30 protein-coding genes are annotated in these 25,854 nt (G+C 64.1%); 19 read left to right on the top strand and 11 right to left on the bottom strand.

What is annotated here, in order from left to right; translation table 11 throughout:
• Window positions 1-38: 38 nt before the first annotated feature.
• Complete coding sequence (locus tag JZZ72_RS13740; RefSeq protein ID WP_058541518.1) at window positions 39-1,304, top strand: trans-sulfuration enzyme family protein; 1,266 nt, start codon at window positions 39-41, stop codon at window positions 1,302-1,304.
• 188 nt (window positions 1,305-1,492) lie between these two features.
• Complete coding sequence (locus JZZ72_RS13735; protein WP_043864211.1) at window positions 1,493-1,684, top strand: YhfL family protein; 192 nt, start codon at window positions 1,493-1,495, stop codon at window positions 1,682-1,684.
• Between the two features lie 164 nt (window positions 1,685-1,848).
• Here the strand turns inward: JZZ72_RS13735 and JZZ72_RS13730 are convergent, their stop codons facing one another.
• Entirely contained in the window at window positions 1,849-2,076 is a 228-nt protein-coding gene (locus JZZ72_RS13730) for a YdcH family protein (RefSeq protein ID WP_043864210.1), read from the bottom strand.
• 114 nt (window positions 2,077-2,190) lie between these two features.
• On the opposite strand from JZZ72_RS13730, the gene JZZ72_RS13725 reads away from it, so the two are divergent.
• From JZZ72_RS13725 to JZZ72_RS13705, 5 genes are all read left to right on the top strand, one after another.
• Complete coding sequence (locus JZZ72_RS13725; protein WP_058541519.1) at window positions 2,191-2,556, top strand: 5-carboxymethyl-2-hydroxymuconate Delta-isomerase; 366 nt, start codon at window positions 2,191-2,193, stop codon at window positions 2,554-2,556.
• 200 nt (window positions 2,557-2,756) lie between these two features.
• The gene (locus JZZ72_RS13720; RefSeq protein WP_210014575.1) at window positions 2,757-4,391 is read left to right on the top strand and encodes a phosphoethanolamine transferase; all 1,635 of its coding nucleotides are present in this window, start codon (window positions 2,757-2,759) and stop codon (window positions 4,389-4,391) included.
• 97 nt (window positions 4,392-4,488) lie between these two features.
• Window positions 4,489-5,622, top strand: coding sequence for a ribonuclease D (gene rnd / locus JZZ72_RS13715; protein ID WP_043864207.1), 1,134 nt, complete (start codon window positions 4,489-4,491; stop codon window positions 5,620-5,622).
• Complete coding sequence (locus JZZ72_RS13710; protein ID WP_043864206.1) at window positions 5,619-5,912, top strand: YcgL domain-containing protein; 294 nt, start codon at window positions 5,619-5,621, stop codon at window positions 5,910-5,912. The genes rnd and JZZ72_RS13710 overlap by 4 nt, the downstream gene beginning before the upstream one ends.
• Before the next feature lie 78 nt (window positions 5,913-5,990).
• Window positions 5,991-6,923, top strand: a complete 933-nt coding sequence (locus JZZ72_RS13705) for a D-2-hydroxyacid dehydrogenase (protein ID WP_043864205.1) — start codon at window positions 5,991-5,993, stop codon at window positions 6,921-6,923.
• 99 nt (window positions 6,924-7,022) lie between these two features.
• Here JZZ72_RS13705 and JZZ72_RS13700 read toward each other — a convergent pair whose 3' ends face one another.
• The gene (locus JZZ72_RS13700) at window positions 7,023-7,616 is read right to left on the bottom strand and encodes a nitroreductase family protein (protein WP_210014574.1); all 594 of its coding nucleotides are present in this window, start codon (window positions 7,614-7,616) and stop codon (window positions 7,023-7,025) included.
• A gap of 152 nt (window positions 7,617-7,768) precedes the next feature.
• Here JZZ72_RS13700 and JZZ72_RS13695 point away from each other — a divergent pair, with 152 nt between their 5' ends.
• Both JZZ72_RS13695 and JZZ72_RS13690 read left to right on the top strand, forming a co-directional pair.
• Window positions 7,769-8,215, top strand: coding sequence for a YcgN family cysteine cluster protein (locus JZZ72_RS13695; protein ID WP_043864203.1), 447 nt, complete (start codon window positions 7,769-7,771; stop codon window positions 8,213-8,215).
• A gap of 23 nt (window positions 8,216-8,238) precedes the next feature.
• Complete coding sequence (locus JZZ72_RS13690) at window positions 8,239-9,459, top strand: hypothetical protein (protein ID WP_210014573.1); 1,221 nt, start codon at window positions 8,239-8,241, stop codon at window positions 9,457-9,459.
• On the opposite strand, the gene JZZ72_RS13685 is transcribed toward JZZ72_RS13690, so the two are convergent.
• The 3 genes from JZZ72_RS13685 to JZZ72_RS13675 all read right to left on the bottom strand — a co-directional run bounded on the left by JZZ72_RS13685 (window position 9,456) and on the right by JZZ72_RS13675 (window position 10,798).
• Complete coding sequence (locus tag JZZ72_RS13685; RefSeq protein ID WP_043864201.1) at window positions 9,456-9,821, bottom strand: YgaP family membrane protein; 366 nt, start codon at window positions 9,819-9,821, stop codon at window positions 9,456-9,458. The genes JZZ72_RS13690 and JZZ72_RS13685 overlap by 4 nt on opposite strands.
• 66 nt (window positions 9,822-9,887) lie before the next feature.
• A complete protein-coding gene (locus tag JZZ72_RS13680; RefSeq protein WP_043864200.1) occupies window positions 9,888-10,358 on the bottom strand; it encodes an RNA methyltransferase in 471 nt (156 codons plus the stop codon).
• A 65-nt stretch (window positions 10,359-10,423) separates the two neighbouring features.
• Complete coding sequence (locus JZZ72_RS13675; protein ID WP_043864199.1) at window positions 10,424-10,798, bottom strand: YajD family HNH nuclease; 375 nt, start codon at window positions 10,796-10,798, stop codon at window positions 10,424-10,426.
• Window positions 10,799-10,924: 126 nt separating this feature from the next.
• Here JZZ72_RS13675 and JZZ72_RS13670 point away from each other — a divergent pair, with 126 nt between their 5' ends.
• On the top strand, window positions 10,925-11,200 hold the full coding sequence (locus JZZ72_RS13670; protein WP_210014572.1) for a hypothetical protein: 276 nt from the start codon (window positions 10,925-10,927) through the stop codon (window positions 11,198-11,200).
• Here JZZ72_RS13670 and JZZ72_RS13665 read toward each other — a convergent pair.
• Together JZZ72_RS13665 and JZZ72_RS13660 are read right to left on the bottom strand one after the other, a co-directional pair.
• On the bottom strand, window positions 11,197-11,670 hold the full coding sequence (locus tag JZZ72_RS13665) for a cyclic nucleotide-binding domain-containing protein (protein ID WP_088514493.1): 474 nt from the start codon (window positions 11,668-11,670) through the stop codon (window positions 11,197-11,199). The genes JZZ72_RS13670 and JZZ72_RS13665 overlap by 4 nt on opposite strands.
• A 136-nt stretch (window positions 11,671-11,806) precedes the next feature.
• Window positions 11,807-13,858, bottom strand: a complete 2,052-nt coding sequence (locus JZZ72_RS13660) for a S9 family peptidase (RefSeq protein WP_210014571.1) — start codon at window positions 13,856-13,858, stop codon at window positions 11,807-11,809.
• An 84-nt stretch (window positions 13,859-13,942) separates the two neighbouring features.
• Here JZZ72_RS13660 and JZZ72_RS13655 point away from each other — a divergent pair, with 84 nt between their 5' ends.
• Genes JZZ72_RS13655 through JZZ72_RS13630 form a run of 6 tightly spaced genes read left to right on the top strand, consistent with a single transcriptional unit; the run spans window position 13,943 to window position 18,174 of the window.
• Window positions 13,943-14,434 carry an MFS transporter gene (locus JZZ72_RS13655; RefSeq protein ID WP_100634621.1) on the top strand — a complete coding sequence of 164 codons (492 nt, stop codon included), beginning with the start codon at window positions 13,943-13,945 and terminating at the stop codon, window positions 14,432-14,434.
• Between the two features lie 24 nt (window positions 14,435-14,458).
• Window positions 14,459-15,235 carry a class II glutamine amidotransferase gene (locus JZZ72_RS13650; RefSeq protein ID WP_043864194.1) on the top strand — a complete coding sequence of 259 codons (777 nt, stop codon included), beginning with the start codon at window positions 14,459-14,461 and terminating at the stop codon, window positions 15,233-15,235.
• A 12-nt stretch (window positions 15,236-15,247) separates the two neighbouring features.
• Window positions 15,248-15,769 (top strand): DUF2937 family protein, encoded by a 522-nt coding sequence (locus JZZ72_RS13645; protein ID WP_054914961.1) that lies wholly within the window; start codon window positions 15,248-15,250, stop codon window positions 15,767-15,769.
• A 43-nt stretch (window positions 15,770-15,812) separates the two neighbouring features.
• Window positions 15,813-16,565, top strand: a complete 753-nt coding sequence (locus tag JZZ72_RS13640) for a 5-oxoprolinase subunit PxpA (protein ID WP_058541522.1) — start codon at window positions 15,813-15,815, stop codon at window positions 16,563-16,565.
• Window positions 16,562-17,257, top strand: coding sequence for a 5-oxoprolinase subunit PxpB (gene pxpB, locus JZZ72_RS13635; protein WP_210014570.1), 696 nt, complete (start codon window positions 16,562-16,564; stop codon window positions 17,255-17,257). Before JZZ72_RS13640 ends, pxpB begins: the two co-directional genes overlap by 4 nt.
• Window positions 17,254-18,174 (top strand): 5-oxoprolinase subunit C family protein, encoded by a 921-nt coding sequence (locus JZZ72_RS13630; RefSeq protein ID WP_210014569.1) that lies wholly within the window; start codon window positions 17,254-17,256, stop codon window positions 18,172-18,174. Before pxpB ends, JZZ72_RS13630 begins: the two co-directional genes overlap by 4 nt.
• A 40-nt stretch (window positions 18,175-18,214) precedes the next feature.
• Here JZZ72_RS13630 and JZZ72_RS13625 read toward each other — a convergent pair whose 3' ends face one another.
• The 3 genes from JZZ72_RS13625 to JZZ72_RS13615 all read right to left on the bottom strand — a co-directional run bounded on the left by JZZ72_RS13625 (window position 18,215) and on the right by JZZ72_RS13615 (window position 21,509).
• A complete protein-coding gene (locus JZZ72_RS13625; protein ID WP_043864189.1) occupies window positions 18,215-19,393 on the bottom strand; it encodes a vWA domain-containing protein in 1,179 nt (392 codons plus the stop codon).
• 18 nt (window positions 19,394-19,411) lie between these two features.
• Complete coding sequence (locus tag JZZ72_RS13620) at window positions 19,412-20,257, bottom strand: AAA family ATPase (protein WP_210014568.1); 846 nt, start codon at window positions 20,255-20,257, stop codon at window positions 19,412-19,414.
• A gap of 178 nt (window positions 20,258-20,435) precedes the next feature.
• Window positions 20,436-21,509, bottom strand: coding sequence for a DUF748 domain-containing protein (locus JZZ72_RS13615; RefSeq protein WP_210014567.1), 1,074 nt, complete (start codon window positions 21,507-21,509; stop codon window positions 20,436-20,438).
• Between the two features lie 130 nt (window positions 21,510-21,639).
• On the opposite strand from JZZ72_RS13615, the gene cysK reads away from it, so the two are divergent.
• The 3 genes from cysK to JZZ72_RS13600 all read left to right on the top strand — a co-directional run bounded on the left by cysK (window position 21,640) and on the right by JZZ72_RS13600 (window position 24,993).
• Window positions 21,640-22,614: a cysteine synthase A gene (cysK, locus tag JZZ72_RS13610; RefSeq protein WP_043864186.1), complete on the top strand. Its 975-nt coding sequence runs from the start codon at window positions 21,640-21,642 to the stop codon at window positions 22,612-22,614.
• A 171-nt stretch (window positions 22,615-22,785) separates the two neighbouring features.
• Entirely contained in the window at window positions 22,786-23,721 is a 936-nt protein-coding gene (locus tag JZZ72_RS13605) for an aspartyl/asparaginyl beta-hydroxylase domain-containing protein (protein WP_043864185.1), read from the top strand.
• A 372-nt stretch (window positions 23,722-24,093) separates the two neighbouring features.
• Complete coding sequence (locus JZZ72_RS13600; protein ID WP_054914957.1) at window positions 24,094-24,993, top strand: DMT family transporter; 900 nt, start codon at window positions 24,094-24,096, stop codon at window positions 24,991-24,993.
• Here JZZ72_RS13600 and JZZ72_RS13595 read toward each other — a convergent pair.
• Entirely contained in the window at window positions 24,975-25,853 is an 879-nt protein-coding gene (locus JZZ72_RS13595; RefSeq protein WP_210014566.1) for a DMT family transporter, read from the bottom strand. The genes JZZ72_RS13600 and JZZ72_RS13595 overlap by 19 nt on opposite strands.
• Between the last annotated feature and the right edge of the window lies 1 nt (window position 25,854).

Genomic DNA, 25,854 nt, shown 5'->3' with positions numbered 1-25,854 from the left:
GGGCTGGATCAGCCCTCTCTTTCGGAATCAGGCCATTCATGAGCCCAACCAAAAACGTGAGCCCGCGTGAACGGCAGCGCCGTGATTATCTGCTGTCTTCGCCACTCGGCGCTGCTACCCGCGCGATCCACCTGGGGCAACATGAGGCGGGCCTGGATCAGTTTCCAGTGCCCGCACTGATCTGCAATTCCGCGGCACTGTTGGACTCCGTTGAAGCGGGGAGGGACATGCTCGGCAATGCAGAGGGGGAAAACTTTGCCTACCAGCGCTACGCCAACCCCACCGTTTCCGTCCTGGAGGCGAAGTTTCGTGCCATCGAACACTGTGCCTACAGTCTGGCAGTCAACAGCGGAATGACCGCCTGCCTGCTGGTCTTTCGTGCGCTGCTGGGCGCAGGTGACCACGTCATCGTGCCCCGCGGCCTGTTCTATGAAGTGATCGAACAGCTTGAGCATGAAACACGTCAGCGTGGCATGACGCTGTCGGTCATTGAAGCGTACGAAACGGCGGCGTTTCAGGCGGCCCTGCGGCCCGACACCAGAATGATCTTTATCGAGGCACCTACCAACCCGGCTTTTCTGGACATCAATATTGCGGAACTGGCGCAACTTTGCATGAAGAACGCCGTTCTTCTGGTTGTCGACAATACCTTTCTAACGCCACTTTGCCAGAAGCCGTTGTCGCTGGGGGCGGCAGTGACCTTGTATTCCACCACCAAGCATATCAATGGACACGGTGATGTAATGGGCGGGATGGTAAGTACCAATGACCCGGATCTGTTCAAGGCATTGAAGTCTCACAGGGAAAGTGCCGGGCTGATCCTTGACCCGTTTTCGGCCTGGCTTACGGTGCGTGGTTTGAGAACACTTGCGCTCAGATTGAAAAAGCATGCCGACAATGCACTTGCTGTCATTGCCATGTTGAATCAGGAGTTTCCCACGTTGCAATGGCGTGCCGTATGGTCGACCAGGAGCGCACAGGCCAACGGCATTGATCCGTCATTGCATACAGGTCTTATTGCCATTGTGTTGCCTTCGCAGGAAGCGGGCACAATCTTTGTTAGTCAACTGCAATTGATACGAACAGGTACCACCTTCGGGAACATTGAATCCCTGTGTTATCACTACGGTAGTTTTGCCCGAGCAGGCGGCACCGACCTGGAGCGAATGGGCGTACCTCCCGGGTTGGTCCGAATCTCTGTGGGGCTGGAAGACACTGACGATATCAATGCAGACATCAGGCGCGCACTGCGCCTTGCCATGCCCGCCGAAGCCTCGGCAGCAGGCGAAGTGTCGCCGGTGTGAAGCTCGAGAATCTGAGTCGAAAATCAGAATGACCGTCGAAGTCGATTCGCAGGCCCTGCCCGGGCAACTAGCACGAACGTTCCATAAGGCTTTGAAAGGTGTAACAAATCTTTTGATTTATTGTGCTGGCCTCCTTACAATCGCCGCGCCATCAGTAAGACGGCGAATCGTAATTTAAGGGATTTAGAATGAAAAAGTTTATCAAGGCATCGGTCGCAATCGCTGTTGTTTCGGGTGTTGCCCTGCTGTCCGGTTGCACTGGCCAAGTGTACAACCAGCCAAAGAACTGCTCGTACGATTACCTGTTCCACCCTTCGGTTTCCATCTCCAAGGTTATTGGTGGCTGCGGTCCAATCGACAAACTGCCGCAGCAGCAGTAAGTTTGGCGTGATCAGGCCATTGAGGCCTGATCAAGAAACCCCGACACGTCAAGTGTCGGGGTTTTTTTTGGCTTGCCAATTATCTGGCAAAAAATTTGATATCAAAATGATATTAACTGTTGTGGTCAACCAAGATTTATCCAGCACGGCCAGCGGTACAACGCCTAGGCCTTGAGATGGTCGACGATCTCATCCTTGGTCAGCAGCCGTTTCTTGCGCAGTTCCGTCACCTGATCGTCCGTGGCGCTGCCGCTTTCTGCCTCGACCACTTGGGCGTCGATCGCGTTGTACTTCTCGTGCAACGTACTGAGCCGCGGATCGGTTTTCTTTTTTTCGTCGAAGGCTTCCCTGGTCAGATTCAGGTCTGCAAGCAAATCGTGTTTGACCGGCATCTCTTCACCTCTGCTGATAGGTTGGTGGGCATGAACCTTCAGGATAGACGCGTTTGCCGCCCCCCGCAGATGGGGTAGTCTGTCGAATCATTTCCCCCGACGGACGCCCGAGTCATGCCCCATCTGCACCTGGAATACAGCGCCAACCTGCGCGAGCTTGAAGTCGACAAGGTTCTGCTGCGCCTGAATCACGCGCTGGTCGGCAGTGGTCAGTTCGCCCAGGAACTGGATATCAAGAGTCGCGCGCGCGCCTTCGAACATTTTCGTGTGGGCGTGGCCCCGGTCGAGCGGGCATTTGTCTGTGTGCGGCTGTCACTGCTCAGCGGCCGCTCCCCGGAGGTCAAGAAGCAGCTCTCGGGCAGCCTGCTCGAGGTGCTCAAGGATGCGGTGGTCGAGGTGAGCGGTCGCGAGCTTCAGTTGAGCGTCGAGCTGGTCGACATGGACCGTGACAGCTACGCCAAGGTGCTGTTGCCCGCCTGACCGCTGTTCGGGAGCAGGGCGACAAGGCCCTGTTCCTGAATAAAGGCTGAACAAGAAGTGTTCTGCCCTTCGCTCAATAAAGTGCAATTATTTGTTGGCGTCTTTTTCACGAAAAATTGATGGCACCCTGCCTACAGTCCGCCTTGTTTTTAATTGATGTTGCAATGACATCGTCCCGGACTTTCAAGAAGCGAAGCGCCATGTTCAAGTTAAAACCCCTGCGTGCCGAATGGGTAACGTTGATTGCCAGCCTGTACCTGTTGATCGGTTTCAACGCGGTACTGTGGCAGCATGTTTTCAGTATCGTGCCGGGGGATGCCCCGGGCCTGGTGCTGCGCCTGGCGTTTGCCGTGCTGGTGTTCTGCGCGTTCAACCTGGTGCTGACCCTGGTGGCCTTCCGGCCCGTGTTCAAGCCGGTGCTGGCGGGGTTGTTCCTTGTCAGCGCGGGGGTGGCCTACTTCATGAATCGCTACGGCGTGCTGATCGATGTGGGCATGTTGCGCAATACCATGGAAACCAATGCCACCGAAGTGCGTGATCTGCTCTCGTTCACGTTGGCCGGCTATATCCTGTTACTGGGCGTAGTGCCGAGTATTCTTTTATATAAAACCCCGATTCTTTATCGCACCTTCCCCCGCGAGTTGTTGAGCAAGTTGGTGGTCGGCACGGTCAGCGCAACAGTACTGGGCGCTGTGGCATTGCTCAATTACCAGGGGCTTTCCTCGTTGTTTCGCAATCACCATGAACTGCACCTGATGGTCGTGCCCAGCAACTATGTCGGCGCCGCAGTAGCCTATGTCAGCGAGCAGGTAGGCAGCGCGCATGTACCGTTGCGCCGCATTGGCGAAGATGCCGTGCGCCCGCTGGCGGTAACGCCCCAGGCGCGCAAGTCGTTGACCGTGCTGGTGGTGGGAGAGAGCGCCCGCGCACAGAACTTCGGCCTGCTCGGTTACGACCGCGATACCACGCCTCAGCTGAGCAAGGAGGCGGGGCTGGTGGCCTTCAGCGACGTGCATTCGTGCGGCACCGAAACGGCGGTGTCGGTACCCTGCATGTTCTCCACCTTCACCCGCAAGCAGTATGACGCCAGCAAGGCCAGGAACCAGGAGGGCCTGCTCGACGTGCTGCAGCGTGCCGGCATCGCGGTGCACTGGCGCGACAACCAGTCCGGCTGCAAGGGCACCTGCGATCGCGTGGCGTTCGAGGATGTCAGCAGCCTCAAGGACCCGGCCCTGTGCGCCGACAGCGAATGCCACGACGAAATCCTGTTGAAGGGGCTGGGGGCGATGCTCGACAACCTGCAGCAGGACACCGTGCTGGTACTGCACCAGATGGGCAGCCACGGGCCGGAGTACTTCAAGCGCTACCCCAAGGCCTACGAGCGTTTCACCCCGGTGTGCCGCAGCAATGCCCTGGACAAGTGCGACCGCCAGAGCATCATCAATGGCTACGACAACACCCTGGTGTACACCGACCACGTGCTGGCCACGCTGATCGACGTCTTGCGCAGTCGCCAGGACAAGGTCGACACCGCCATGCTGTACCTGTCCGACCATGGCGAGTCGCTAGGTGAGTACAACCTGTTCCTGCACGGCACGCCCTACATGCTCGCTCCCGAGCAGCAGAAGCACATACCGATGCTGGCGTGGTTTTCCGATGGCTATCGCAAGGACTATGCCGTCGATACCGACTGCCTGCAGCGCTCGCGCAACCAGCCGCTGAGCCAGGACAACCTGTTCCATTCGATGCTCGGCCTGCTGCGGGTGCACACCTCGGTGTACGACCCGCAACTGGACATGTTCGCCAGTTGCCGTCCGGTGGTCGCTACACACTGACCGCGTGCGCAGGCTGGCGAGGGAACGGCGGTCGAGCGGTTTCCCGGCGGTGGCCTGCGCCGTATATACTGCGCGCCATTGTTCGTGGGAGAGCCTTGTGGCCATCGATATTCACTGGATTTGCGACGACCGCAGCCTGGCCGAGCACTGCCGACAGTGGCGGCAGTTGCCTTATGTAGCGCTTGATACCGAATTCATGCGGGTTGACACGTTTTACCCCATCGCCGGTTTGATCCAGGTCGGCGACGGGCAGCGTGCCTTTCTGATCGATCCGTTGCTGATCGGCGACTGGCAGCCGCTGGCCGAGCTGCTCGAAGACAGCGCCGTGACCAAGGTGCTGCATGCCTGCAGCGAAGATCTCGAAGTGCTGATGCGCCTGACCGGCAGCCTGCCGGCGCCGCTGTTCGACACCCAACTGGCCGCCGGCTACCTGAATCTCGGGTTCTCCATGGGCTACTCGCGACTGGTGCAGGAAGTACTCGGCATCGAGCTGCCCAAGGGCGAGACCCGTTCGGACTGGCTGCAGCGCCCGCTGTCGGAAACCCAGGTCAGCTACGCCGCCGAAGATGCCGTGCACCTGGCCGAAGTCTACGAGCGCCTGCGCCCGCAGCTGTCCGAAGACAAGAATGCCTGGGTGCTGGAAGACGGCGCCGAGCTGGTAGCCCAACTGCGCCGCGAAACCGACCCCTACGAGCTGTACCGTGATGCCAAGCTGGCCTGGAAGCTGTCGCGTGCGCAACTGGCGGTGCTGCGCGAGCTGTGCGCCTGGCGCGAACGCGAGGCGCGTGCGCGCAACCTGCCGCGCAACCGGGTGCTGCGCGAGCAATCGCTGTGGCCTCTGGCCCGTACCCAGCCCGACAATTTGTCGGCCCTGGCCAAGATCGAAGACATGCACCCGCGCACCATTCGCCAGGATGGCGAGTTCCTGCTCGAGCTGATCAAGAAGGCCGCCAGCGTGCCGCCCAGCGAGTGGCCGCCGGCCCTGCCCGAGCCCTTGCCGATCGAGGCTTCGGCGCTGCTCAAGCAGCTGCGTGCCATCGGCCAGGCCGAAGGCGAGCGCCTGGGCATCGCGCCCGAACTGATGCTGCGCAAGAAAACCCTCGAGGCGCTGCTCAAGAGCGGCTACCCCAACGGGCCCTATCAACTGCCTGATTCGTTGCGCGGCTGGCGCCGCGAGCGGATGGGCCAGGCGCTGCTCGATTGCCTGGCCGGCACCGGAGACCAGCCATGAAACGTATCTGCTCGATCTACAAGAGCCCGCGCAAGAATGAAATGTACCTCTACGTGCTCAAGGCCGATGGCCTGGAGCGCGTGCCCGAGGGGCTGCTGCCGGCCTTTGGCAAGCCGGTGCATGCCTTCGACCTGGTGTTGACCCCCGAACGCCAACTGGCCCGCGAAGACATCACCCAGGTGCTGGCCAATCTGGAGAAGCAGGGCTACCACCTGCAGATGCCGCCACTTGAAGACGAGTACATCGAGCATCTTCCCGAAGAGCTGTTGCGGCGCAACGACCCGGTCTGAGCTTTTTTCTGTCTTGCATGGCGCGGCCCGCGCAGTGAGCGGGCCAGCGCCGTGGTTTATGCCAAGGTTATCCAAAACATGCGCGTTCTGATCGTTGAACAGGATCATGCCCTTTACGCTCGCCTGCTGCGCGAGATGGCACCGGACCTCGAGGTAGTGACCAGCGGCGACTCTGCCGAACTGTCGAAGCTGGCAGCAGAATGCCCGGTGTGGCTCGGCCAGCCCGATCTGCTGGCCACCCTGCTGCGTCAGGGCCACGGCCCTGCCTGGGTGCAGTCGACCTGGGCCGGCATCACCCCGCTGTTGGTCGACGGCTTGCCGCGTGGCTATCGCCTGACGCGGGCGGTGGGCATCTTTGGCCAGGTGATGGCCGAGTACGTGCTCACCTACATGCTCGGCCATGAGCGCGAGGTGCTCGCGCGCGTGCTCAGCCAGGTGGAACGCAAGTGGGACGGGCGCCTGGGGCGCAGCCTGGAAGGGCGGCGCGTGCTGATCGTGGGCACCGGTGACATCGGCCAGCAGGTTGCCGAGTTCCTGCTGCCCTTCGGTGTCACCTTGTATGGCGTGGCCAGCCAGGCCCGCGTACAGGCGCCGTTTGTCGAGGTGGCCGGCCTGGATGAGCTGGGGCGGTTGGTGGGCGAGGTGGATTATGTGGTCAACCTGCTGCCCGACACGCCTGCCACCCACGACCTGTACAACGCCGCGCTGTTCGCCAGGTTCAACCCCCAGGCGCTGTTCATCAATGCCGGGCGTGGGGTATCGGTGGTCGATGCCGACCTGGTCGAGGCGCTGAAGCTGGGGCACCTGGCGGGCGCGGTGATCGATGTCTGCCGCCAGGAGCCGCTGCCGCAGCGTCATCCGTTCTGGACCGCCTGGGGCCTGCTGCTGACCGGGCACAGCTCGGCGCCGACCTCGCCGACGGCGATGGTGCGTTTGTTCGTGGAGAATCTGCGGGCATACGAGGCGGGGCAGGCGTTGCGTGGCGAGGTGGATTTCGAGCGGGGCTACTGACTGAAACCGCGTCGCAGCCTTCGTTGGCAAGGCCGGCGCCTACAGGAGATCCTTTAGGCGCCGGCCTTGCCGGCGAACGGGGCGCCGCGAACTTCAGCCCTACAGGCTGAAATCACCCTCGGCCGCCAGCTCGCTCAACGGCTTGCGCGGGCTTGGCACTTCACGGGCCTGCAGGTACTCGGCCAGGCTGGCCTTGTCGCCCAGCTTGCCGATGGCGACCATCGCATGCAGTTCATAGCCGTCCGGAATCTTCAGCTCCTTGCGCGCCAGCGCCTGGTCGAACCCGGCCATGCCGTGGGTATGCCAGCCACTGATGCTGGCCTGCAACGCCAGGTGGCCCCAGGCCGAGCCGGTGTCGAAGGTGTGCCACAGCGCCGGGGTTTCTTCGCTGGCGCCAGGGGCGGTAAAGGTGGTCTTGGAAATCACCAGCACCAGCGCCGAGGCGTGCTGGGCCCAGCTGCGGTTGAATTCGTTGAGCACGCCCAGGAAGCGCTCCCAGTTCGGCGTGTCACGGCGCGCGAACAGAAAGCGCCACGGCTGCGAGTTGTAGGCCGAGGGGGCCCAGCGCGCCGCTTCGAAGAAGCTCAGCAGGGTGTCTTCGGCAATCGGTTCGGCGGTAAACGCCCGGGGCGACCAGCGCTGGATGAACTGCTCGGCAATGGCATAGTCGGCAACGCGAGGGTTGGCACTCATGGAGGGGTTCCTGACGGGGTTGGAAAACACACAGCCTGTCAAACTACTGCGTGGCGCCAGCCCTGACAAGCGGTCTGGCAAAGCCCGGCCACACGCCCTAGACTGGCGCCGCCACGCGCGCGCACTTGAATTGAAACAGGACAAAACGCACCATGCCTGCCACCCAACCCTTCTGGATCAGCAAGCCCCTCGATCAGCTCGATCGCCAGGAGTGGGAGTCGCTGTGCGATGGGTGCGGCCTGTGCTGCCTGCAAAAGCTCGAGGACGAAGACGACAACAGCGTCTACTACACCAGCATTGCCTGCAAGCTGCTCGACCTCAAGACCTGCCAGTGCAGCGATTACCCCAACCGCTTTGCCTCGGTACCCGACTGCATCCAGCTCACCCCGGGCAAGGCCGACCAGTTCAAGTGGCTGCCGCCCACCTGTGGCTATCGGCTGGTCAGCGAGGGCAAGGACCTGCCCAGCTGGCATCACCTGGTCAGTGGCGATCGCGAGCAGGTGCACAAGCAACGCATTTCGTGGTCTGGCCGCATGCTCAGTGAAGACAGCGTGGCCGAAGACGATTGGGAAGACTATCTGATTTTCCGCGCCGGCTGAGGCTGCGGCGCAAGGGGATGTGAATGGAGATACGTCGCTGTTTGCTGGGGGCTGCGCTGTTGCTGGCGAGCCATGGCGCCTGGGCGAAGAAGGTCGATCTGGATTACCACGTGCGCCTGCTGCCCCAGAGCGGGCAGGCCGAGGTGCGCCTGACCCTGGCCGGCGGCGCAGCGGTGCGCAGCCTGGATTTCGACCTGGGCAAGGAAGCCGTCTACAGCGATTTCAAGGCCGATGGCGCCTGGCAGTTGCAGGCCGGAGCACGCCGTGGCCTGTGGCAGCCGGGGGCGGGAGTGTCCAGCCTGAGCTACCGGGTACAGCTTAACCATGCCCTGAAGAACGCCGGCTACGACAGCCGCATCACTGCGCAATGGGCCTTGTTCCGGGGCGATGACCTGGTGCCTGCCGCGCGCCTCGACCAGCAGGACGGCACCGAGCTGGTCGCGCGCCTGGTGTTCGAGTTGCCGGGCGACTGGAAGAGTGTCGAAACGCCCTGGCCGCGGATTGGCAAGCAGCGTTTCCGCATCGACAACCCTTCGCGGTTGTTCGACCGACCTACCGGCTGGATGCTCGCCGGCAACCTGGGCAGCCGGCGCACCCGTCTGGGCGAGACCGAGGTCACCGTCGCCGGGCCCCAGGGCCAGGGCCTGCGGCGCATGGACACCCTGACCCTGCTGACGTTCGTGTGGCCACAGCTGCAGAGCGTGTTCCCGCGCAACCCGCCCAAGCTGCTGCTGGTGGGCGCCCGCGACCAGTTGTGGCGCGGCACCCGGGCCGGCTACCACTCGATCTACCTCAACAGCAATCGCCCGTTGGTCAACGAGAACGGCAGCAGCCCGTTGTTGCGCGAACTGGTGCGGGTGTTCGCCCAGGTCAACGACCAGGAGCGCAGTGACTGGATTGGCGAGGGGCTGGCCGAATACTACGGCATCGAACTGCTGCGCCGTGCCGGCGGCATCACCGAGGACCGCTACCAGGCCGTGCAGGCCCGGCTGGCCAGGCAGGGTGAAAAGGTCACCACGCTGCGCGGCGAGCAGATCACCGATGCGGGGGTGGCCCGTGCGGTGTTGCTGCTGCAGGCGCTGGACCGCGAGATCCGCCTGCACACGCATAACCAGCGTTCGCTGGACGACGTGACCCAGGGCCTGATGCGCCTCAACAGCGTCAGCACCGCAGAGTTCATCCAGCTCAGTGAAAACGTGCTGGGACGTGGCTCCGAGGTGCTGGACACCAAGCTGTTGCGTTAGGCCTTGGGGCTTTTGAGCGAGTCGTTGCCGGTGACCGTGGCGCTGTGGGTGGCCGCTTGCGCATTGGCCTTCAGCACGCTGAGCTCTTCACCGGTGCGTTCGATCTTGCTGCGGATCTGATCCAGGTCGCGGCGCCCGCGCTCGATCAGGCTCTTGGCCGAACTGTGTCCGGTGATGCCCCGGGCCAGCGCCACGCCGCCGATGGCGATCTGGATCAGGCCGAAGAAACCGCCGCGACGCAGCCCCTTGCCGACCATCACCACACCCGTGGCCAGGGAGCCAGCGCGCTCCCAGCCTTGCACGTTGTGTTCGGTCTTGCTCTGAAACGGTGTGGCCAGGGTCAGGGTCTTGTTCTGGGACATGGTCGTACTCCTGTGGGGGCATGGATAGTCAGCAGACCGCCAGGGCCGCCAGGACGTTCCCGCGGATTACTTGAATTTGGGCCCGGAGCGGGTGTTCAGGCCCTTGGCCATGCGGTCGTAGAGCACCACGTTGACGGTGGCAGCGAGGTTCATGCAGCCATTGGTCGGGATGTAGATGGTCTCTTCGCACCAGGCGCGCACGTCGGCATCCAGAGAGCCGTCTTCAGGGCCGAAGATGTAGATCGCGCGGTCGGGGTGGGTGTATTCGGGCAGCGGGCGGGCGCCCTCGACCAGTTCGACGGCAACCGGTGTGCAGCCCAGCGGGATGATCTTCTGCAGGTCGTCGATGCCGATCAGCGGGATGTCATAGTGCACCCGCTTGGTGTCGGTGACGAAGTCGCGGGCGCGCTCGTAGCGCTTGCCGGTGTAGAACACCGAGTTCACGCCATAGCAACCCGCCGCACGCATCACCGAACCGACGTTCTCCGCTGATTTGGGGTTGAACAGACCAATGCAGCTGTACCGTTTGTTCGCCACGTGCCGGGGCCCTTGAGAAAAAAGACGCGATTATACGGGCTTGCCGGCACGGGTGGGGCGCAGGGTCAGTCTTTCTTGAGCAGCCCGGCCAGCCCGGCGAACGGGTTATGGGTGGCCTTGGCGATGCTTGGGCTGGCGGTGGAGCCTTCGCTGAAGTACTGCTGGTCGGTGTAGCGCGAGTGCTCGTTGTCGTGGCAGTACAGGCACAGCAGTTCCCAGTTCGAACCGTCCTGGGGGTTGTTGTCGTGGTTGTGGTCGCGGTGGTGCACGGTCAGTTCGCTCAGGCGCTTGCCGGCGAATTCGCGGGCGCAGCGGCCGCACACGTGGGGGTACATGCGCAGGGCCTTGTCGCGGTAGCCCATTTCCTTGTCGCGCTTGGCATCGGCGAGGATGCGGTCCAGCCGCGCGGTGGCGGCGGCGGAAGAGGTTGCCGAACTCATGGTTGTACCTTTCTCGGGCTTGTTACGGTTATGCCGTGAAGTTTAGCGCCATGACGGGCATTTCGGACAGGCAAACCGCAGCGCTTGCGCGTAGCCTGTAGGCAGCACTCTCCAGGAGCCCGCCCCATGCGCCATGCGAGCATTGCCCTGCTGTTGATTGCCTGGCTCGGCCAGGCCCAGGCTGCGGACCTGCAGCCACGCACCCTCGCACCGGTACCGGGTGCACCGGGTACGCCCACGCCCACCCCTTACCCGCAGGTGGCCCCGTCGACCATCCCCCGTGCAGGGCAGGGCTCGTCGGGTGCGCCGCTGTTGCCGCCGATTCCCTTGCCCAGCCCGCCGAAGGACCAGCCGCTGCCAGGGCTTGCGCCGGATGCCGGCAAGGAACCGCGCGAGGGCTAGACCTGCTGCGAGAGACGCTGGCCGTCGAGCATGCGCAGGCGACGCGACAGTGCCACGGCCAGGGCGCGGATGATCTTGGCGGCCACCTTGGGCGTTTCGTTGAGCATTTTTTCCAGTGAGTCCTTGCCCAGGTTGAGCAGTTGACAGTCGCTGGCGGCCACGCAGCTGGCCGATCGGCGTTCGCCGTCCAGCACGGCCATCTCGCCAAAGGCGCGGCCCTTGCGCAGGGTGGCGATCTCCACCTGATGCTCGTCGGGGTCGGTCTTGCGTACCGATACCTGGCCCGAGTGGATGATGCACATGAAGGTGCCGGCATCGCCTTCGTGGAAGATTTCCTCGCCCTGGGCGATGGTGCTGATGCTGAAGTAGCCGGCAGCGGTCTGAAAGTCAGGCGGCAGCAGTTGGTCGAACAGGCCGCAGTCCATGAGCATGTCGCGAATTTCGTTGTTCAGGGAGGTCGGGTCGGGCATCGCGGTTGGTCTTTTTCTTGGAGGTTTGTGGTGTCTGGTTTTCGCCGTCAAGGCCGGCTCCTGCAATGGCCAGTGCATAGCTTGCAGGAGCCGGCCTTGCCGGCGAATTGCTGATTCAGACAACAGAAATCCTGAATTACACCAGGCCCAGCACTTTAAATACGAACGCGTACTCCAGTGCCACGTCCTTGAGCCCCTGGTAGCGCCCGCTCATGCCGCCATGCCCGGCGCCCATCTCGGTCTTGAGCAGCAGCAGGTTGTCATCGGTCTTGTGCACGCGCAGCTTGGCCACCCACTTGGCCGCCTCCCAGTACTGCACGCGGCTGTCGTTGTAACCGGCCACCACCAACAGGGCAGGGTAGGCCTGGGCCTTCACGTTCTCGTAGGGCGCATACGCCTTGATGCGCGCGTGCACCTCGGGCTCCTGCGGGTTGCCCCACTCGTCATACTCGGTGACGGTCAGCGGCAGATCGGGGTCGAGCATGGTGTTGAGCACGTCGACGAACGGCACCTCGGCAATCGCCGCCTTGAACAGCTCGGGACGCTGGTTGAGCACCGCGCCGATCAGCAGCCCGCCGGCACTGCCGCCACTGATCGCCAGGTGCTCGGCATCGGTCACGCCGGTGGCGATCAGGTGTTCGGCGCAGGCGATGAAGTCGCTGAAGGTGTTGGGCTTGTGCTCCTGCTTGCCGGCCCGGTACCAGGCCTCGCCCAGTTCGCCGCCGCCGCGCACGTGGGCAATGGCGAAGGCCACGCCGCGCTCCAGCAGGCTCAGGCGCGCATGGGAAAACCACGGGTCCAGGCTTTCGCCGTAGGCACCGTAGCCGTACAGGTACAGCGGCACCGGCTTGCCGAGGTCCTCACGGCGCTGAACCAGGCTGATCGGTACCTGCGTGCCGTCGCCGGCGGTGGCCCACAGGCGCTGGCTGACGTAGGCGTCGGGGTCGAACGGGCCGAGCACCGGGGTCTGCTTGAGCACCTGCTGCTGACCATCGGCAAGCGTCAGCTGGCGTACCTGCGCAGGGCGGTTCAGCGCCTCGTAGCGCAGGCGGATGCGTGGGCTGTCGAACTCCAGGCTGTCCTGCACGTACAGGCTGTAGGCTGCATCCGGCAGCTCGACGCGGTAGGTGGGCAGGCCGTGGGGGCGCACCTCGATGATCGGCAGGCCGCCCTCGCGCAGGCTCAGGGTCAGGGCGCTGGCGTTCAGGGTCAGTCCCTCGAGCATCACGGTGTCGCGGTGCGGCACCAGTACCTGCCACTGCTCGTGGGTTGGCAGGGTGTCGGCCGGGCCGTGGAACAGGGCGAAATTGATGCCTTGCTGGTTGCTGCGGATGAACCAGTGCCAGTGGCCGTTCAACTGGCCATGGTCAGGGTAGTACTCATGGCCTTCGACCCGTGGTGCCAGGCAGGTGAACGCCTGTTCCGGGGTGTGCGCATCCAGTACCCAGGCCTCGCTGGTGGTCTTGCTGTTGAGCAGCAGGATCAGCTGGCGCTCGGAGCTGGCGCGGTAGCAGTGCAGGAAGAAGCGACCGTCGGCCTCCTCGAACACCTGCACCGCCCCTTGGGTGCCCAGGCGATGACGCATCAGCCGGTGCGGGCGGTGGGTGTCGTCCAGTTCGGCGAAGAACAGCGTCTGGCTGTCGTTAGCCCAGGTCATGCTGCCGTCGCAGTCTTCGAACGGCAGCTGCTCGACCGCGCCGCTGGCCAGGTCCTTGACGTACAGGGTGTAGACCTCGTCGCCGCTGGTATCCAGGCTGTAGGCCAGGCGCTGGTGGTCGGGGCTGATGTTGAAGGCGCCCAGGCTGAGGAAGCCACCGGCGGCCAGCAGGTTGGGGTCCAGCAGCAGCTCTTCGCGGCTTTCATCGACCGTCGGCGAATCGTCGGCCGGGCGTGGGCAGCGGTAATGACGCGGGTACTCGTCGCCGGTGGTGGTGCGGGTGTAGTAAAGGTAGGGGCCCCAGGGCGAGGCCAGCGACAGGTCGGTTTCGAGAATGCGGCCACGGATCTCTTCGAACAGCTGCTCGCGCAACCCGGCCTGGTCGGCCAGTTGCGCCTCCTGATAGGCGTTTTCCGCGTTCAGGTAGGCCAGCACCTCGGGGGTGTCCCGGGCCTGCAACCAGGCATAGGGATCGGTGCCGGCATCCTGGCGGGCGATCGGGGCTTGGGGGGCGTTGGCAGCTGCGGACATGCGGGGTTCTCTTTGCTGGGGCGCGCCTGCGCGCTGAAAAGTCGTTATCATAAGCATCTATTTGCCTAGCTTGCCACGGACGCCATGACCGAGAACGATTATCTGCTCGCCTGGGGACTCTATGCCCTGGCCGCCCTGGGTTGCCTGCTGGTGGGCTTTCGCCTGACCGCGTGGATGTGGCGCTGGTTGCGCGAGCCGCTGCGGGTGATCATGGCAGTGCTGCTGCTGACCCCGACCATCATCGACCCGGTGAAGGAGAAGTTTGCCCCGGCCATTGCCATCACTGCCCTGGACCTGGCCTTCAAGGTCGGCAACAACGTTCTGCGCGCCGCGTCCGACCTGGCCATGTACGGCATGATCGCGTTCATCCTGTATGCCGTGTTCGTGCTGCTGCGCTGGCCGCTGGAGCGCCGTGCCAAGGCCCGCCGCGCCGCTGCCGAAGCCGCCGCCAGGCGCGATGCCGACGAGCCGCTGGACGACCAGCCGTTCGCCGCCGACAGCCGTGACCGCTACCGCAGCGAACCCCCTGAAGCACCCGCCGGCGGCAGCCGCGAGCGCCTCGAACCGCGTTTGTAAGATCCGCCCTGGAGCGACCCCTGCATGTGTGAATTACTGGGCATGAGCGCCAATGTCCCTACCGATATCGTGTTCAGCTTCACCGGGCTGATGCAGCGTGGCGGACGTACCGGGCCGCACCGTGACGGCTGGGGCATCGGCTTCTATGAAGGCCGTGGCCTGCGCCTGTTCCAGGACCCGGCGGCCAGCTGCGAGTCGGAAGTCGCCAACCTGGTGCAGCGTTATCCGATCAAGAGCGAGGTGGTCATCGGCCACATTCGCCAGGCCAACGTGGGCAAGGTGTGCCTGTCCAACACCCACCCGTTCGTGCGCGAACTGTGGGGGCGCAACTGGTGCTTCGCACACAACGGCCAGCTGGGCGACTTCCAGGGGCAACGCACCTTCTACCGCCCGGTGGGCGATACCGACAGCGAGGCCGCCTTCTGCGACCTGCTCAACCGCATCCGCGAGGCATTCCCCGAACCGGTCGAGGTCGAGGAGCTGATCCCGGTGCTGGTGCAGGCCTGCGCCGAGTTCCGTGGCAAGGGCGTGTTCAACTGCCTGCTCAGCGATGGCGACTGGCTGTTCTGCTTCTGTTCGACCAAGCTGGTACACATCACCCGGCGTGCACCGTTCGGCCCGGCGCGGCTCAAGGACGTGGACATGATCGTCGACTTCCAGGCCGAGACCACGCCCAACGACGTGGTCACCGTCATTGCCACCGAGGCCTTGACCGAGGACGAGATCTGGCACCGCTACGAGCCTGGCCAGTGGGGCCTGTGGCGGCGCGGTGAATGCATTGCCCAGGGTCAGGCCAGCTAAGGATCAGCCTTCATGTTCAGAAGTTACCTGCGTTTGCTGTTGTTTACCTTCGGCCTGCTGGTCGGTGTGCAGATCCCCGGGCTGATCAACGATTACACCCAGCGGGTCGAGGCGCACCTGCTCGAATCGCGCGAGGGCCTCAAGGGCTTCAACCAGACCGCGCAGCGCTTTTTCAATGGCGACCTGCAGGCGCTGGTACGTCACTACCGTGCCAGCGACGACCCGGTGTTCAACAGCGATGCCGACAGCATCGACAGCCTGGTGGCGCGCAATCGCCTGCTTGAAGAAGAGTGGCAGACCCTGCAGCGCCCGTGGCTGGTACGCACCTGGCACGTACTGGTGGCGGCCGACCCGGCCTTGCGCGAGGAAACCCTCAAGGGCTACAGCTACCAGATCCTGCTGGCGCCCGAGGCGATGGCCTGGGGCCTGGCCAGCGCCATGCTGCTGGCACTGGTGATCGAGAGCCTGCTGATGCTGATCGGCTGGGCGATCCTCGGCGGTCGGCGCAAGCCGGTGGAGCCGAGCTGGCGCTAGACGGCCTCCGGGCCGCCCCCCACCCGACACAGGAGCAACGCGCGTGAGCCGCCTGCTACTCAATTGCGACATGGGTGAAAGTTTCGGCAGCTGGAGCATGGGGCTGGATGCCGAAGTGATGCCCTTTATCGATTGCGCCAACATCGCCTGCGGTTTTCATGCTGGCGACCCGGGCATCATGCGCGCCACCGTGGCGCTGGCCGTGGCCGGGGGCGTGCTGGTGGGGGCGCACCCGGCGTACCAGGACCTGGCCGGTTTCGGGCGCCGCTCGATGGCCTGCAGCAATGAAGAGATTCGCGACCTGCTGCATTACCAGATCGGCGCGCTGGACGGTATCTGCCGTACCCAGAAGACCCAGGTGGCCTACGTCAAACCCCACGGCGCGCTGTACAACGACATGATGGCCGAGCCGGGCAAGCTGCGTGCGGTGATCGAGGCGGTGGCCGCCTACGACCGCAGCCTGCCGCTGATGCTGATGGCCACGGCCGACAATCGCGCGGCCCAGGCACTGGGTGACGAATATGGCGTCACGTTGTGGTTCGAGGCCTTTGCCGACCGTGCCTACGACCCCGCCGGACGCCTGCTGTCGCGGCGCCTGCCCGGTGCCGTGCACCACGACCCGGCCCTGATCGTCGAGCAGGCCCTGCGCCTGGCACGGGGCGAGCCGCTGGTTGCCAGTGATGGCAGCGCACTGCGCCTGCAGGCCCATACGCTGTGTGTGCATGGCGACAATGCCAGCTCGGTGGCTGCGGTGCGGCAGATTCGTCAGGCTCTCGATGCGCAGGCGGCGCCATGAAGTGGCGCGTCGAGGTGGTTGCTGTCGATTGCCTGATGGTGCGCCTGTTCGATGCGATCGACGAGTCCAACATGCCCTGGATGCTCGCTGCCACTCAGCGTCTGCGTGCAGCCTTTGCGGCGCAGCTGATCGATCTGGTGCCGTCGTACACCACCGTGATGGTGCATTTCGACCTGTCGCCCACCCAGGCCCGCGAGCGTATCGCGCAGGCGCTCGAAGGTCTTCGCCCCGACGAGGGCGGGGCAGGGCAGCGCCACGACATTCCGGTGTGGTACGACCCCAGCGTCGGGCCCGAGCTGGCCTTGCTGGCGCAGCGCAGCGGCGACTCCGTGGCGGGGGTGATCCGCCGCCACAGCGCGCGCGAGTACCAGGTGTTCGCCCTGGGCTTCGCCCCGGGTTTCGCGTTCATGGGGCTGGTCGAGGAGGCGCTGGCCGCGCCGCGCCTGGCCACCCCGCGCAAGCGCGTGGCAGCCGGCAGTGTGGGCATCGCCGAGCGCCAGACGGCGGCCTACCCGGCGGTGTCGCCCGGGGGCTGGAACCTGATCGGGCGTACCCCCAGCCGCCTGTTCGATCGCCAGCGCGAGGGCTACAGCCTGCTGCAGCCGGGCGACCGGGTGCGCTTCGTGGCGGTGGAGCGTGCCGAATTCCTTGCACTCGGCGGCGACGACACGCCCCTGCAGGTGTCGCCGTGAGCCGCTTGCTGATCGAGTCCAGCACGCCGCTGTGCCTGTTGCAGGATTCCGGGCGCTTTGGCGTGCGCCACCTGGGCGTGACCCAGGGCGGTGGTCTGGACTGGGTATCGATGCGCTGGGCCAACTGGCTGCTGGGCAATGCACCGCAGGCGGCGGTGGTGGAGATCACCCTGGGCGGGCTGATGCTGGTGGCCGAGCAGGCGTGCTGCCTGGCACTGGCCGGTGCTGACCTGGGCGCACGGCTCGACGACCAGCCGCTGGCGCCGTGGCGCAGTTTCGTGATGGCCAAGGGGCAGCGCCTGCAGTTCACCCAGCCGCTGCAGGGTGTGCGGGCCTACCTGGCGGCGCCAGGGGGATTCGCTGCGCCACAGGTGCTGGGCAGTTGCGCTACGGTGGTGCGCGAGGAGCTGGGTGGGCTGACGGGACTGGGCAGGGCATTGGCCCGAGGCGAGTGCCTGGGCTACGCCGGCAACGCGCCGGGTGTGCGTGAGGTGCCCGAAGGGCTTCGACCCGTGCCTGGCACCTGCACCGTGCTGGACCTGGTGATGGGGGCGCAGATCGGCGAATTTGCCGGGCAGAGCCTGTTCGATGCCTTCAACCGCGACTGGACCCTGGACACCCGCGCCGACCGCATGGGCATGCGCCTGCTGGGCCCGGCGTTGCAGTATCAGGGGCAACCGATGATCTCGGAGGGGATACCGCTGGGCGCGGTGCAGGTACCGCCGGATGGGCAGCCGATCGTGTTGCTCAATGATCGGCAGACGATTGGCGGCTATCCGCGACTGGGGGCGCTGACCCCGCTGGCGCTGGCCGGCCTGGCGCAGTTGCTGCCGGGGCGTGTGGTGCGGTTGCGGGCCGTGGTGCAGGAGATGGCATGGCGAGAGCAGCAGGTTTATCTGCAGAGGTTTGCCGACTGACAGGGCCTCTTCGCCGGCAAGGCCGGCGAAGGGTTCACCGCTATTTGGACAGAAACCGCATCCCTTCCTCCAGCCCGCGCAAGGTCAGCGGGAACATCCGGTCCTCGACCAGCTCGCGCACGATGTTGGTCGAAGCGGTATAGCCCCAGGTGTCTTTGGGGTAGGGGTTTATCCAGATCAGCTTCTTGTATTTCTCCATGAAGCGGCGCATCCACACATACCCGGCTTCCTCGTTCCAGTGCTCCACGCTGCCACCGGGCTGGGTGATCTCGTAGGGCGCCATGGCCGCATCGCCCACGAACACCACCTTGTAGTCGGCGCCGTACTTGTGCAGCAGGTCCATGGTCGAGGTGCGCTCGGAGGTGCGGCGCAGGTTGTTCTTCCACACCGACTCGTACACGAAGTTGTGGAAGTAGTAGTACTCCAGGTGCTTGAACTCGGTCTTGCAGGCCGAAAACAGCTCTTCGCAGATCTTCACGTGGGCGTCCATCGAACCGCCGATGTCGAACAGCAGCAGCAACTTCACGCTGTTGCGCCGCTCCGGACGCATCTGGATGTTGAGCAGCCCGGCATCGCGCGCGGTGTGGTCGATGGTGCCGTCGATATCCAGCTCTTCGGCCGCGCCCTGACGGGCGAACTTGCGCAGCCGGCGCAAGGCCAGCTTGATGTTGCGCGTACCCAGTTCCACCCCGTCGTCAAGGTTCTTGTACTCGCGCTGGTCCCATACCTTGACCGCCTTGCCCTGGCGCTTGCCGGCATCGCCCACGCGAATGCCCTCGGGGTTGAAGCCGCCCGAGCCGAACGGGCTGGTACCGCCGGTACCGATCCACTTGTTGCCGCCGGCATGGCGTTCCTTCTGTTCTTCCAGGCGTTTCTTGAACGCTTCGATCAGCTTGTCCAGACCGCCCAGGGACTGGATCTGCGCACGCTCTTCATCCGTCAGGGAACGCTCGAATTCCTTGCGCAGCCAGTCTTCGGGGATCAGCGCCTCCAGGTGGTGGTCGAGGTTTTCAAGGCCCTTGAAGTAGGCCGAGAAGGCCCGGTCGAACTTGTCGAAGTGGCGCTCGTCCTTGACCAGGATGGCGCGCGCCAAATAGTAGAACTCGTCCATGTCGGCGAAGATCACCCGCTGCTTCAAGGCATTGAGCAGGTCGAGCAACTCGCGTACCGACACCGGCACCTTGGCCGCGCGCATTTCATTGAACAGGTTCAGCAGCATGGCAATGACCCCGTTGGCTCAGCGGTTGCCGCGCCGGCTCATGAACGCCAGGCGCTCCAGCAACTGCACGTCCTGCTCGTTCTTGACCAGCGCACCGGCCAGCGGCGGGATGGCCTTGGTCGGGTCGCGCTCGCGCAATACCGCTTCGCCGATGTTGTCGGCCATCAGCAGCTTGAGCCAGTCGACCAGCTCGGAGGTGGAGGGTTTTTTCTTCAGGCCCGGCACCTTGCGCACGTCGAAGAACACGTCCAGCGCCTCGCTGACCAGGTCCTGCTTGATGTTGGGGTAGTGCACGTCGACGATCTGCTGCAGCGTGGCGCGATCGGGGAAGGCGATGTAGTGGAAGAAGCAGCGACGCAGGAAGGCGTCGGGCAGTTCCTTCTCGTTGTTGGAGGTAATGATGATGATCGGGCGCTGTTTGGCCTTGATGGTCTCGTCGATCTCGTAGACGTAGAACTCCATCTTGTCGAGTTCCTGCAGCAGGTCGTTGGGGAACTCGATGTCGGCCTTGTCGATTTCGTCGATCAGCAGGATGACCCGCTCCTCGGCTTTGAAGGCCTCCCACAACTTGCCCTTTTTCAGGTAGTTGCGCACGTCGTGCACCTTGTCCACGCCCAGCTGCGAGTCGCGCAGGCGGCTGACCGCATCGTACTCGTAGAGGCCCTGGTGGGCCTTGGTGGTGGACTTGATGTGCCAGGTGATCAGCTTGGCACCGAAGGCTTCGGCCAGTTGCTCGGCGAGCATGGTCTTGCCGGTGCCGGGTTCGCCCTTGACCAGCAGCGGGCGCTCCAGGGTGATCGCCGCGTTGACGGCCAGTTTCAGGTCATCTGTGGCGACGTATGCGCTGGTGCCTTCGAACTTCATGTACCGATCCTCAAAAAATGGTCATGCGGTGACTATCATGCGACGACTATAACGCGGGGCTTGCGTGGCTGTGAACGCGGACGGGGTATTCAGTCTGTGGATGATTGGTCATGGAACCGGGGTGGCAGGCCTGGCCTAGTCGCTGGCTTGCCAGCGAAAGGGCCAGTACCGCCATGGATCAGTCAGCTTTCGGCGGCCCCTGTTCATACCGCGCATTGAATGCCTGCACGAAGCCGTTGCGCAGAATCTGCAAAAACGCCTCGAACGCGCTGATATCGCTGTGATGCACGCTGCCGCTAAGCTCCACGCGCGTGGCGAACTGGTTCTTGCGCTGGTTCTTGAGCACCGTTTCGGTACCGCCCACCAGGGCTTCCCAGATCGAGCGCAGAAACCCCTTGTTCTTGTTGTCCACGTCCTGCTGCCAGTTGAACACTTCGACATCGCGCAACAACGGCTTGATGTAGCCCTTGAGCTGGCCCTTGTTCGCCTCGGCCTCGATCACCACGTCGCCGTGCCCGGCATTGAAGTCGAACTTGCCGTAGGCGCTGGCAAAGTCGTTCATCTGGCGCAGCTGGATGCCGGTGGCGCGCAGGCGGAACTGGAAGTCCTCGAAGTTGCTCAGTGGGTCGAAGGTGGCCGTGCTTTCCACCCGCGCGTCGCCCAGCAGCCGGGCCTTGCCCTCGAAGCGGGCGTCGCGCTTGCCTTCGACGTCCACCACGTTGGTCAGGTTGTAGACGCTGGCGTTGAGCTGGGTCGCTTCAAGGCTGACCGGCGGTTTGGAATTGAAGTTGCGAAAGGTCAGGGTGCCGTCGTCTATGCGCAGCTCGTTGAGGGTGATCGGCAGCAGCTTGCTCAGCTGCGCGCGCCAGTCGGTGCCCTTACCGGTCTGCGACGCCTGGGTGTTGCCGCCATCGACGAAGTTCAGTTTCGGGCGCAGGAAGGTCACTTCGGCCACCACGGCATGGTCGTACCACAGTGAATGCCAGCTCACCGACAGGTCGATCAGCGGCGCCTCCAGAAACGGCACCGGCACCTTGCCCGTGGTCTTGACGATGGTCAGGCCGTTGATCTTGTAGGCACCCCGCCACAGGGCCAGGTCGACATCGGTGACCTGACCGCGGTAGTCGCCCATGTCGGCGAGCTTTTCGTTCAAGTAGTTGCGTACCAGGATCGGCAGCGTCAGGTGCAGGGCCAGCAGCAACAGTGCAATGCCCAGCAGCCCCCACAGGGGCCAGCGGTAGCGGCGTTTCATCGGCGTGGGTTCCGTGATTGAGGATGATCGGTTGACCGCCGCACGGGCGCATCGGTTCGTTCGGGGTGGACGCACCGCAGGGGCAGGCATACCCTTGAAGTTTTCGCACGGTGCCAAAAGGACCCAAGCCATGAGCCGTATCTTCGCTGACAACGCGCACTCCATCGGCAACACGCCGCTGGTGCAGATCAACCGCATCGCCCCGCGGGGCGTGACCATCCTGGCCAAGATCGAGGGGCGCAACCCCGGCTATTCGGTCAAGTGCCGGATCGGCGCGAACATGATCTGGGACGCCGAAAGCAGCGGCCGGCTCAAGCCGGGCATGACCATCGTCGAGCCGACCTCGGGCAACACCGGTATCGGCCTGGCCTTCGTGGCCGCTGCGCGCGGCTACAAGCTGATGCTGACCATGCCGGCCTCGATGAGCATCGAGCGGCGCAAGGTACTCAAGGCGCTGGGCGCCGAGCTGGTGCTGACCGAGCCTGCCAAGGGCATGAAGGGCGCGATCGAGAAGGCCGCCGAAATCGTAGCCAGCGACCCGGCCACCTACTTCATGCCGGCGCAGTTCGACAACCCGGCCAACCCGGCCATTCACGAGAAGACCACCGGTCCGGAAATCTGGAACGACACCGACGGCGGGGTCGACGTGCTGGTTGCCGGCGTGGGCACCGGCGGCACCATCACCGGTGTGTCGCGCTACATCAAGAACACCCAGGGCAAGCCGATTCTGTCGGTGGCGGTCGAGCCGCTGGTGTCTCCGGTGATCACCCAGGCCCTGGCCGGCCAGGAAATCAAGCCCAACCCGCACAAGATCCAGGGCATCGGCGCAGGTTTCGTACCCAACAACCTGGACCTGTCGATGGTCGACCAGGTCGAGCTGGCCAGCGACGAGGAGTCCAAGGCCATGGCCCTGCGCCTGATGCAGGAGGAAGGCATCCTGTGCGGTATCTCCTGTGGCGCGGCGATGGCCGTGGCGGTACGCCTGGCCGAAAAGCCGGAAATGCAGGGCAAGACCATCGTGGTGATCCTGCCCGATTCGGGCGAGCGCTACCTGTCGAGCATGCTCTTCAGCGACCTGTTTACCGAGCAGGAAAACCAGCAGTAACCACCGCCAGGCTCCACCGAGGCTGATCCGCCTCAATGTTCGGCGCACTGCGTTGTTGCACAATTGCCAACACTGAATGTCCGGCCCCGGTTGTTTTTACCGGGGCCGGATCGGTTTATCATGTCCGATTATCCGGCAGCGATGGCCTGATCGAAATTCAAGGAGTGTTGCATGACCTTTTCCTTTGTCGCCAAGGCAGGTGTACTGCTGCTGTTCTTCGGCAGCACCCTGTACGTGCACCTGCGCGGCAAGGCGCGTTTGCCCGTGTTGCGCCAGTTCGTCAACCATTCGGCGCTGTTCGCCCCCTATAACGCCCTTATGTACCTGTTTTCCGGGGTGCCTTCCAAGCCCTACCTGGACCGTAGCCGCTTCCCCGAGCTGGACGTGCTCAAGGACAACTGGCAGGTGATCCGCGAGGAGGCCATGCACCTGTTCGACGAGGGCTACATCCGCGCCGCCGAAAAAGACAACGATGCCGGCTTCGGTTCGTTCTTCAAGAAGGGTTGGAAGCGCTTCTACCTGAAGTGGTACGACAAGGCGCTGCCATCGGCCGAGGCGCTGTGCCCCCGCACCGTCGAGCTGGTCAACAGCATCCCCAACGTCAAGGGCGCGATGTTCGCCCTGCTGCCGGGCGGCAGCCACCTGAACCCGCACCGCGACCCGTTCGGCGGTTCGCTGCGCTATCACCTGGGGCTGTCCACGCCGAACTCGGACGACTGCCGCATCTATGTCGACGGCCAGGTGTACGCCTGGCGCGATGGCGAAGACGTGATGTTCGATGAAACCTACGTGCACTGGGTGAAGAACGAAACCGAGACCACCCGGGTGATCCTGTTCTGCGATATCGAGCGACCGCTGACCAGCCCGCTGATGACCCGCATCAACCGCAAGGTCAGTGCCTTCCTGGGCCGGGCCACCGCGCCGCAGAACACCGACGACGAGCGCGTGGGCGGCATCAACCAGGCGTATGCCTGGAGCAAACGCTTCAGTACCGTGATCAGCAGCCGGGTCAAGACCTTCAAGCGCGCCAACCCCAAGGCCTACCGCGTGCTGCGCCCGGTGCTGGCGGTGCTGGTTGCTTACCTGCTGTACCGCTGGCTGTTCTGACCACACTCGGTGCAAGGTTGGCCCCTGCCGGGGCGGGCCTTGCACCGTGTCGCGAGTGTGGCTATATTCACCCACAGTTCACCTCACCGAAGACCTGCACATGCCAGCTTCCTGCCCCACCACCGTATTCGCTACCGCGCCCGACGCGGTCGTGGTCGTGCGTGGGTCCCAGCAGCCGGTCATGATCAGTCACTACCCACCACCTGTCAGTAGCCCCGTGGCGTGCGTTGTCGCACCACCCGGCGTGGTTGTAGTGCTGGGCTGAGCGGCCACTGGCTGCGCCCCCACCACACCTGAACCCTACTGAATACGGCCGGCTGCACCGCGCAGCTCGACCGTTCGGCTTACTTGCCCGAATACAGGTGGCATTTCATGTCAGTTATCTCGAAACAATCCGTGGCCTCGGCGGCCACCACCAGCCTGTTCGTCCTGCTCTGGAGCAGCGGCGCCATCGTCTCCAAGCTCGGCCTGGCGCAGGCCTCGCCCTTTGCCTTTCTGCTGATCCGCTTTGCGATTGCCTTTGTCGGCCTGCTGCTGCTCGGCCCGTTGCTGCGCCTGCACTGGCCACGCGGTCGCGGCCCGTTGCTGCAAGCCATCGCCACCGGCTGCGTGCTGCTCGGTGCCTACCAGATCTTCTACCTGCTGGCGCTGGACCTGAAGGTGACGCCCGGCATCATGGCCACCGTGATGGGCGTGCAGCCGATCCTCACGGTGGTGCTGATGGAGCGCAAGCGTTCGTTCAGCCGGCTGTTCGGCCTGAGCCTGGGGCTGATCGGGCTGGTGATGGTGGTGTACCAGGGCATCGGCCTGGGCGGCATCTCGCTGGCGGGCATGCTGTTCGCGCTGCTGGCGCTGGCCAGCATGACGTTCGGCTCGATCATGCAGAAGCGCATCACCAGCAACCCGGTGGGCACGCTGCCCTTGCAGTACCTGGCGGGCCTGCTGATGTGCGCGCTGTTTGCACCGTTCCAGCCGCTGGCGGTCAACCCCAATGCCAGCTTTGTGTTCTCGGTGTTGTGGATGGGCCTGGTGGTGTCGTTGCTGGCGACCTTGCTGCTGTACCGGCTGATCGCCAAGGGCAACCTGGTCAATGTCACCAGCCTGTTCTACCTGGTGCCGGCGGTGACGGCGGTGATGGACTACCTGATCTTCGGTAATCGCCTGGCGGCCTTGAGCCTGCTGGGCATGGGCTTGATCGTGGTGGGCCTGCTGTTCGTGTTCCGCAAGCCCGCGACCAAGCCTGACACGGTGGATCAGTCGCTGGCCAGCTGACGGGCCTGGCGGGCCGGCTTGAGCACCAGCCACAAGGCCACGGCAATCAGCAGCCCGCCATACAGGTGCGCCATCGACAGGGGCTCGTCCAGCAGCCACGCGCCCCACAGCACGCCGAAGGCCGGGATCATGAAGGTCACGGTGGTGGATTTTACCGGGCCGATTTCGCTGATCAGGCGAAAGTACAGGGTGTAGGCGAAGGCGGTGCACAACAGGCCCAGCCCCAGCAGCGACAACCACACCTGCCAGCCGCCCCAGCTGGCAGGTGGCTGGGTGATCACGCTGAAGCCGAACAGCGGCAGCAACAGCAAGGTGGCACCCATCATGCTGCCCAGCGCCGACAGGCGACTGTCCAGGCCGCCCTGCTGGTCGAGCCAGCGCCGCGCCAGATACCCCGAGAAGCCATAGCAGGTGGTGGCCGCCAGGCACGAGAGGGCGCCCTGCATGAGCCTGGCGTCGAAGGCCACCGGCCCCGCACCACTGAGAATGCCGACCCCGAACAGGCCCAGGAAGATGCCGCCCAGCTTGGGCAGGGTCATGGCCTCGCGAAAGAACAGCGCGCCGATCAGCACGCCCATCAGCGGCGTGGTGGCGTTGAAGATCGCCGAGTAGCCGGCGGGCAGCACCTGGGCGGCCACCGAGTAGAGCGTTGCGGGTATTCCCGAGTTGATCATGCCCAGAAACAGGCAGGCCTTGAGTTTGCCCTGGAAGTCCCAGCGCACGCGCAGCAGGGCGAGAATCACCAGCAACCCGGCGCAGGCGATGGAGACGCGAAAGAAGGCGGTGGGCAGGGTGCCCAGCACCGGCGCAATGATGCGCATGAACAGAAAACTGGCCCCCCACACGGCAGCGAGAATCAAC

It is taken from the genome of Pseudomonas palmensis (assembly GCF_017848315.1).
Taxonomy (GTDB): Bacteria; Pseudomonadota; Gammaproteobacteria; order Pseudomonadales; family Pseudomonadaceae; genus Aquipseudomonas; species Aquipseudomonas palmensis.
This window is presented reverse-complemented; position numbering and strand designations above follow the sequence as displayed.

What these genes read in the sequence shown, in the direction of transcription:
- JZZ72_RS13740 (WP_058541518.1), top strand. Translation starts at nt 39, where the DNA reads ATGAGCCCAACCAAAAACGTGAGCCCGCGTGAACGGCAGCGCCGTGAT.
- JZZ72_RS13735 (WP_043864211.1), top strand. Translation starts at nt 1,493, where the DNA reads ATGAAAAAGTTTATCAAGGCATCGGTCGCAATCGCTGTTGTTTCGGGT.
- JZZ72_RS13730 (WP_043864210.1), bottom strand. Translation starts at nt 2,076, where the DNA reads ATGCCGGTCAAACACGATTTGCTTGCAGACCTGAATCTGACCAGGGAA.
- JZZ72_RS13725 (WP_058541519.1), top strand. Translation starts at nt 2,191, where the DNA reads ATGCCCCATCTGCACCTGGAATACAGCGCCAACCTGCGCGAGCTTGAA.
- JZZ72_RS13720 (WP_210014575.1), top strand. Translation starts at nt 2,757, where the DNA reads ATGTTCAAGTTAAAACCCCTGCGTGCCGAATGGGTAACGTTGATTGCC.
- JZZ72_RS13710 (WP_043864206.1), top strand. Translation starts at nt 5,619, where the DNA reads ATGAAACGTATCTGCTCGATCTACAAGAGCCCGCGCAAGAATGAAATG.
- JZZ72_RS13705 (WP_043864205.1), top strand. Translation starts at nt 5,991, where the DNA reads ATGCGCGTTCTGATCGTTGAACAGGATCATGCCCTTTACGCTCGCCTG.
- JZZ72_RS13700 (WP_210014574.1), bottom strand. Translation starts at nt 7,616, where the DNA reads ATGAGTGCCAACCCTCGCGTTGCCGACTATGCCATTGCCGAGCAGTTC.
- JZZ72_RS13695 (WP_043864203.1), top strand. Translation starts at nt 7,769, where the DNA reads ATGCCTGCCACCCAACCCTTCTGGATCAGCAAGCCCCTCGATCAGCTC.
- JZZ72_RS13690 (WP_210014573.1), top strand. Translation starts at nt 8,239, where the DNA reads ATGGAGATACGTCGCTGTTTGCTGGGGGCTGCGCTGTTGCTGGCGAGC.
- JZZ72_RS13685 (WP_043864201.1), bottom strand. Translation starts at nt 9,821, where the DNA reads ATGTCCCAGAACAAGACCCTGACCCTGGCCACACCGTTTCAGAGCAAG.
- JZZ72_RS13675 (WP_043864199.1), bottom strand. Translation starts at nt 10,798, where the DNA reads ATGAGTTCGGCAACCTCTTCCGCCGCCGCCACCGCGCGGCTGGACCGC.
- JZZ72_RS13670 (WP_210014572.1), top strand. Translation starts at nt 10,925, where the DNA reads ATGCGCCATGCGAGCATTGCCCTGCTGTTGATTGCCTGGCTCGGCCAG.
- JZZ72_RS13665 (WP_088514493.1), bottom strand. Translation starts at nt 11,670, where the DNA reads ATGCCCGACCCGACCTCCCTGAACAACGAAATTCGCGACATGCTCATG.
- JZZ72_RS13660 (WP_210014571.1), bottom strand. Translation starts at nt 13,858, where the DNA reads ATGTCCGCAGCTGCCAACGCCCCCCAAGCCCCGATCGCCCGCCAGGAT.
- JZZ72_RS13655 (WP_100634621.1), top strand. Translation starts at nt 13,943, where the DNA reads ATGACCGAGAACGATTATCTGCTCGCCTGGGGACTCTATGCCCTGGCC.
- JZZ72_RS13650 (WP_043864194.1), top strand. Translation starts at nt 14,459, where the DNA reads ATGTGTGAATTACTGGGCATGAGCGCCAATGTCCCTACCGATATCGTG.
- JZZ72_RS13645 (WP_054914961.1), top strand. Translation starts at nt 15,248, where the DNA reads ATGTTCAGAAGTTACCTGCGTTTGCTGTTGTTTACCTTCGGCCTGCTG.
- pxpB (WP_210014570.1), top strand. Translation starts at nt 16,562, where the DNA reads ATGAAGTGGCGCGTCGAGGTGGTTGCTGTCGATTGCCTGATGGTGCGC.
- JZZ72_RS13625 (WP_043864189.1), bottom strand. Translation starts at nt 19,393, where the DNA reads ATGCTGCTGAACCTGTTCAATGAAATGCGCGCGGCCAAGGTGCCGGTG.
- JZZ72_RS13620 (WP_210014568.1), bottom strand. Translation starts at nt 20,257, where the DNA reads ATGAAGTTCGAAGGCACCAGCGCATACGTCGCCACAGATGACCTGAAA.
- JZZ72_RS13615 (WP_210014567.1), bottom strand. Translation starts at nt 21,509, where the DNA reads ATGAAACGCCGCTACCGCTGGCCCCTGTGGGGGCTGCTGGGCATTGCA.
- cysK (WP_043864186.1), top strand. Translation starts at nt 21,640, where the DNA reads ATGAGCCGTATCTTCGCTGACAACGCGCACTCCATCGGCAACACGCCG.
- JZZ72_RS13605 (WP_043864185.1), top strand. Translation starts at nt 22,786, where the DNA reads ATGACCTTTTCCTTTGTCGCCAAGGCAGGTGTACTGCTGCTGTTCTTC.
- JZZ72_RS13600 (WP_054914957.1), top strand. Translation starts at nt 24,094, where the DNA reads ATGTCAGTTATCTCGAAACAATCCGTGGCCTCGGCGGCCACCACCAGC.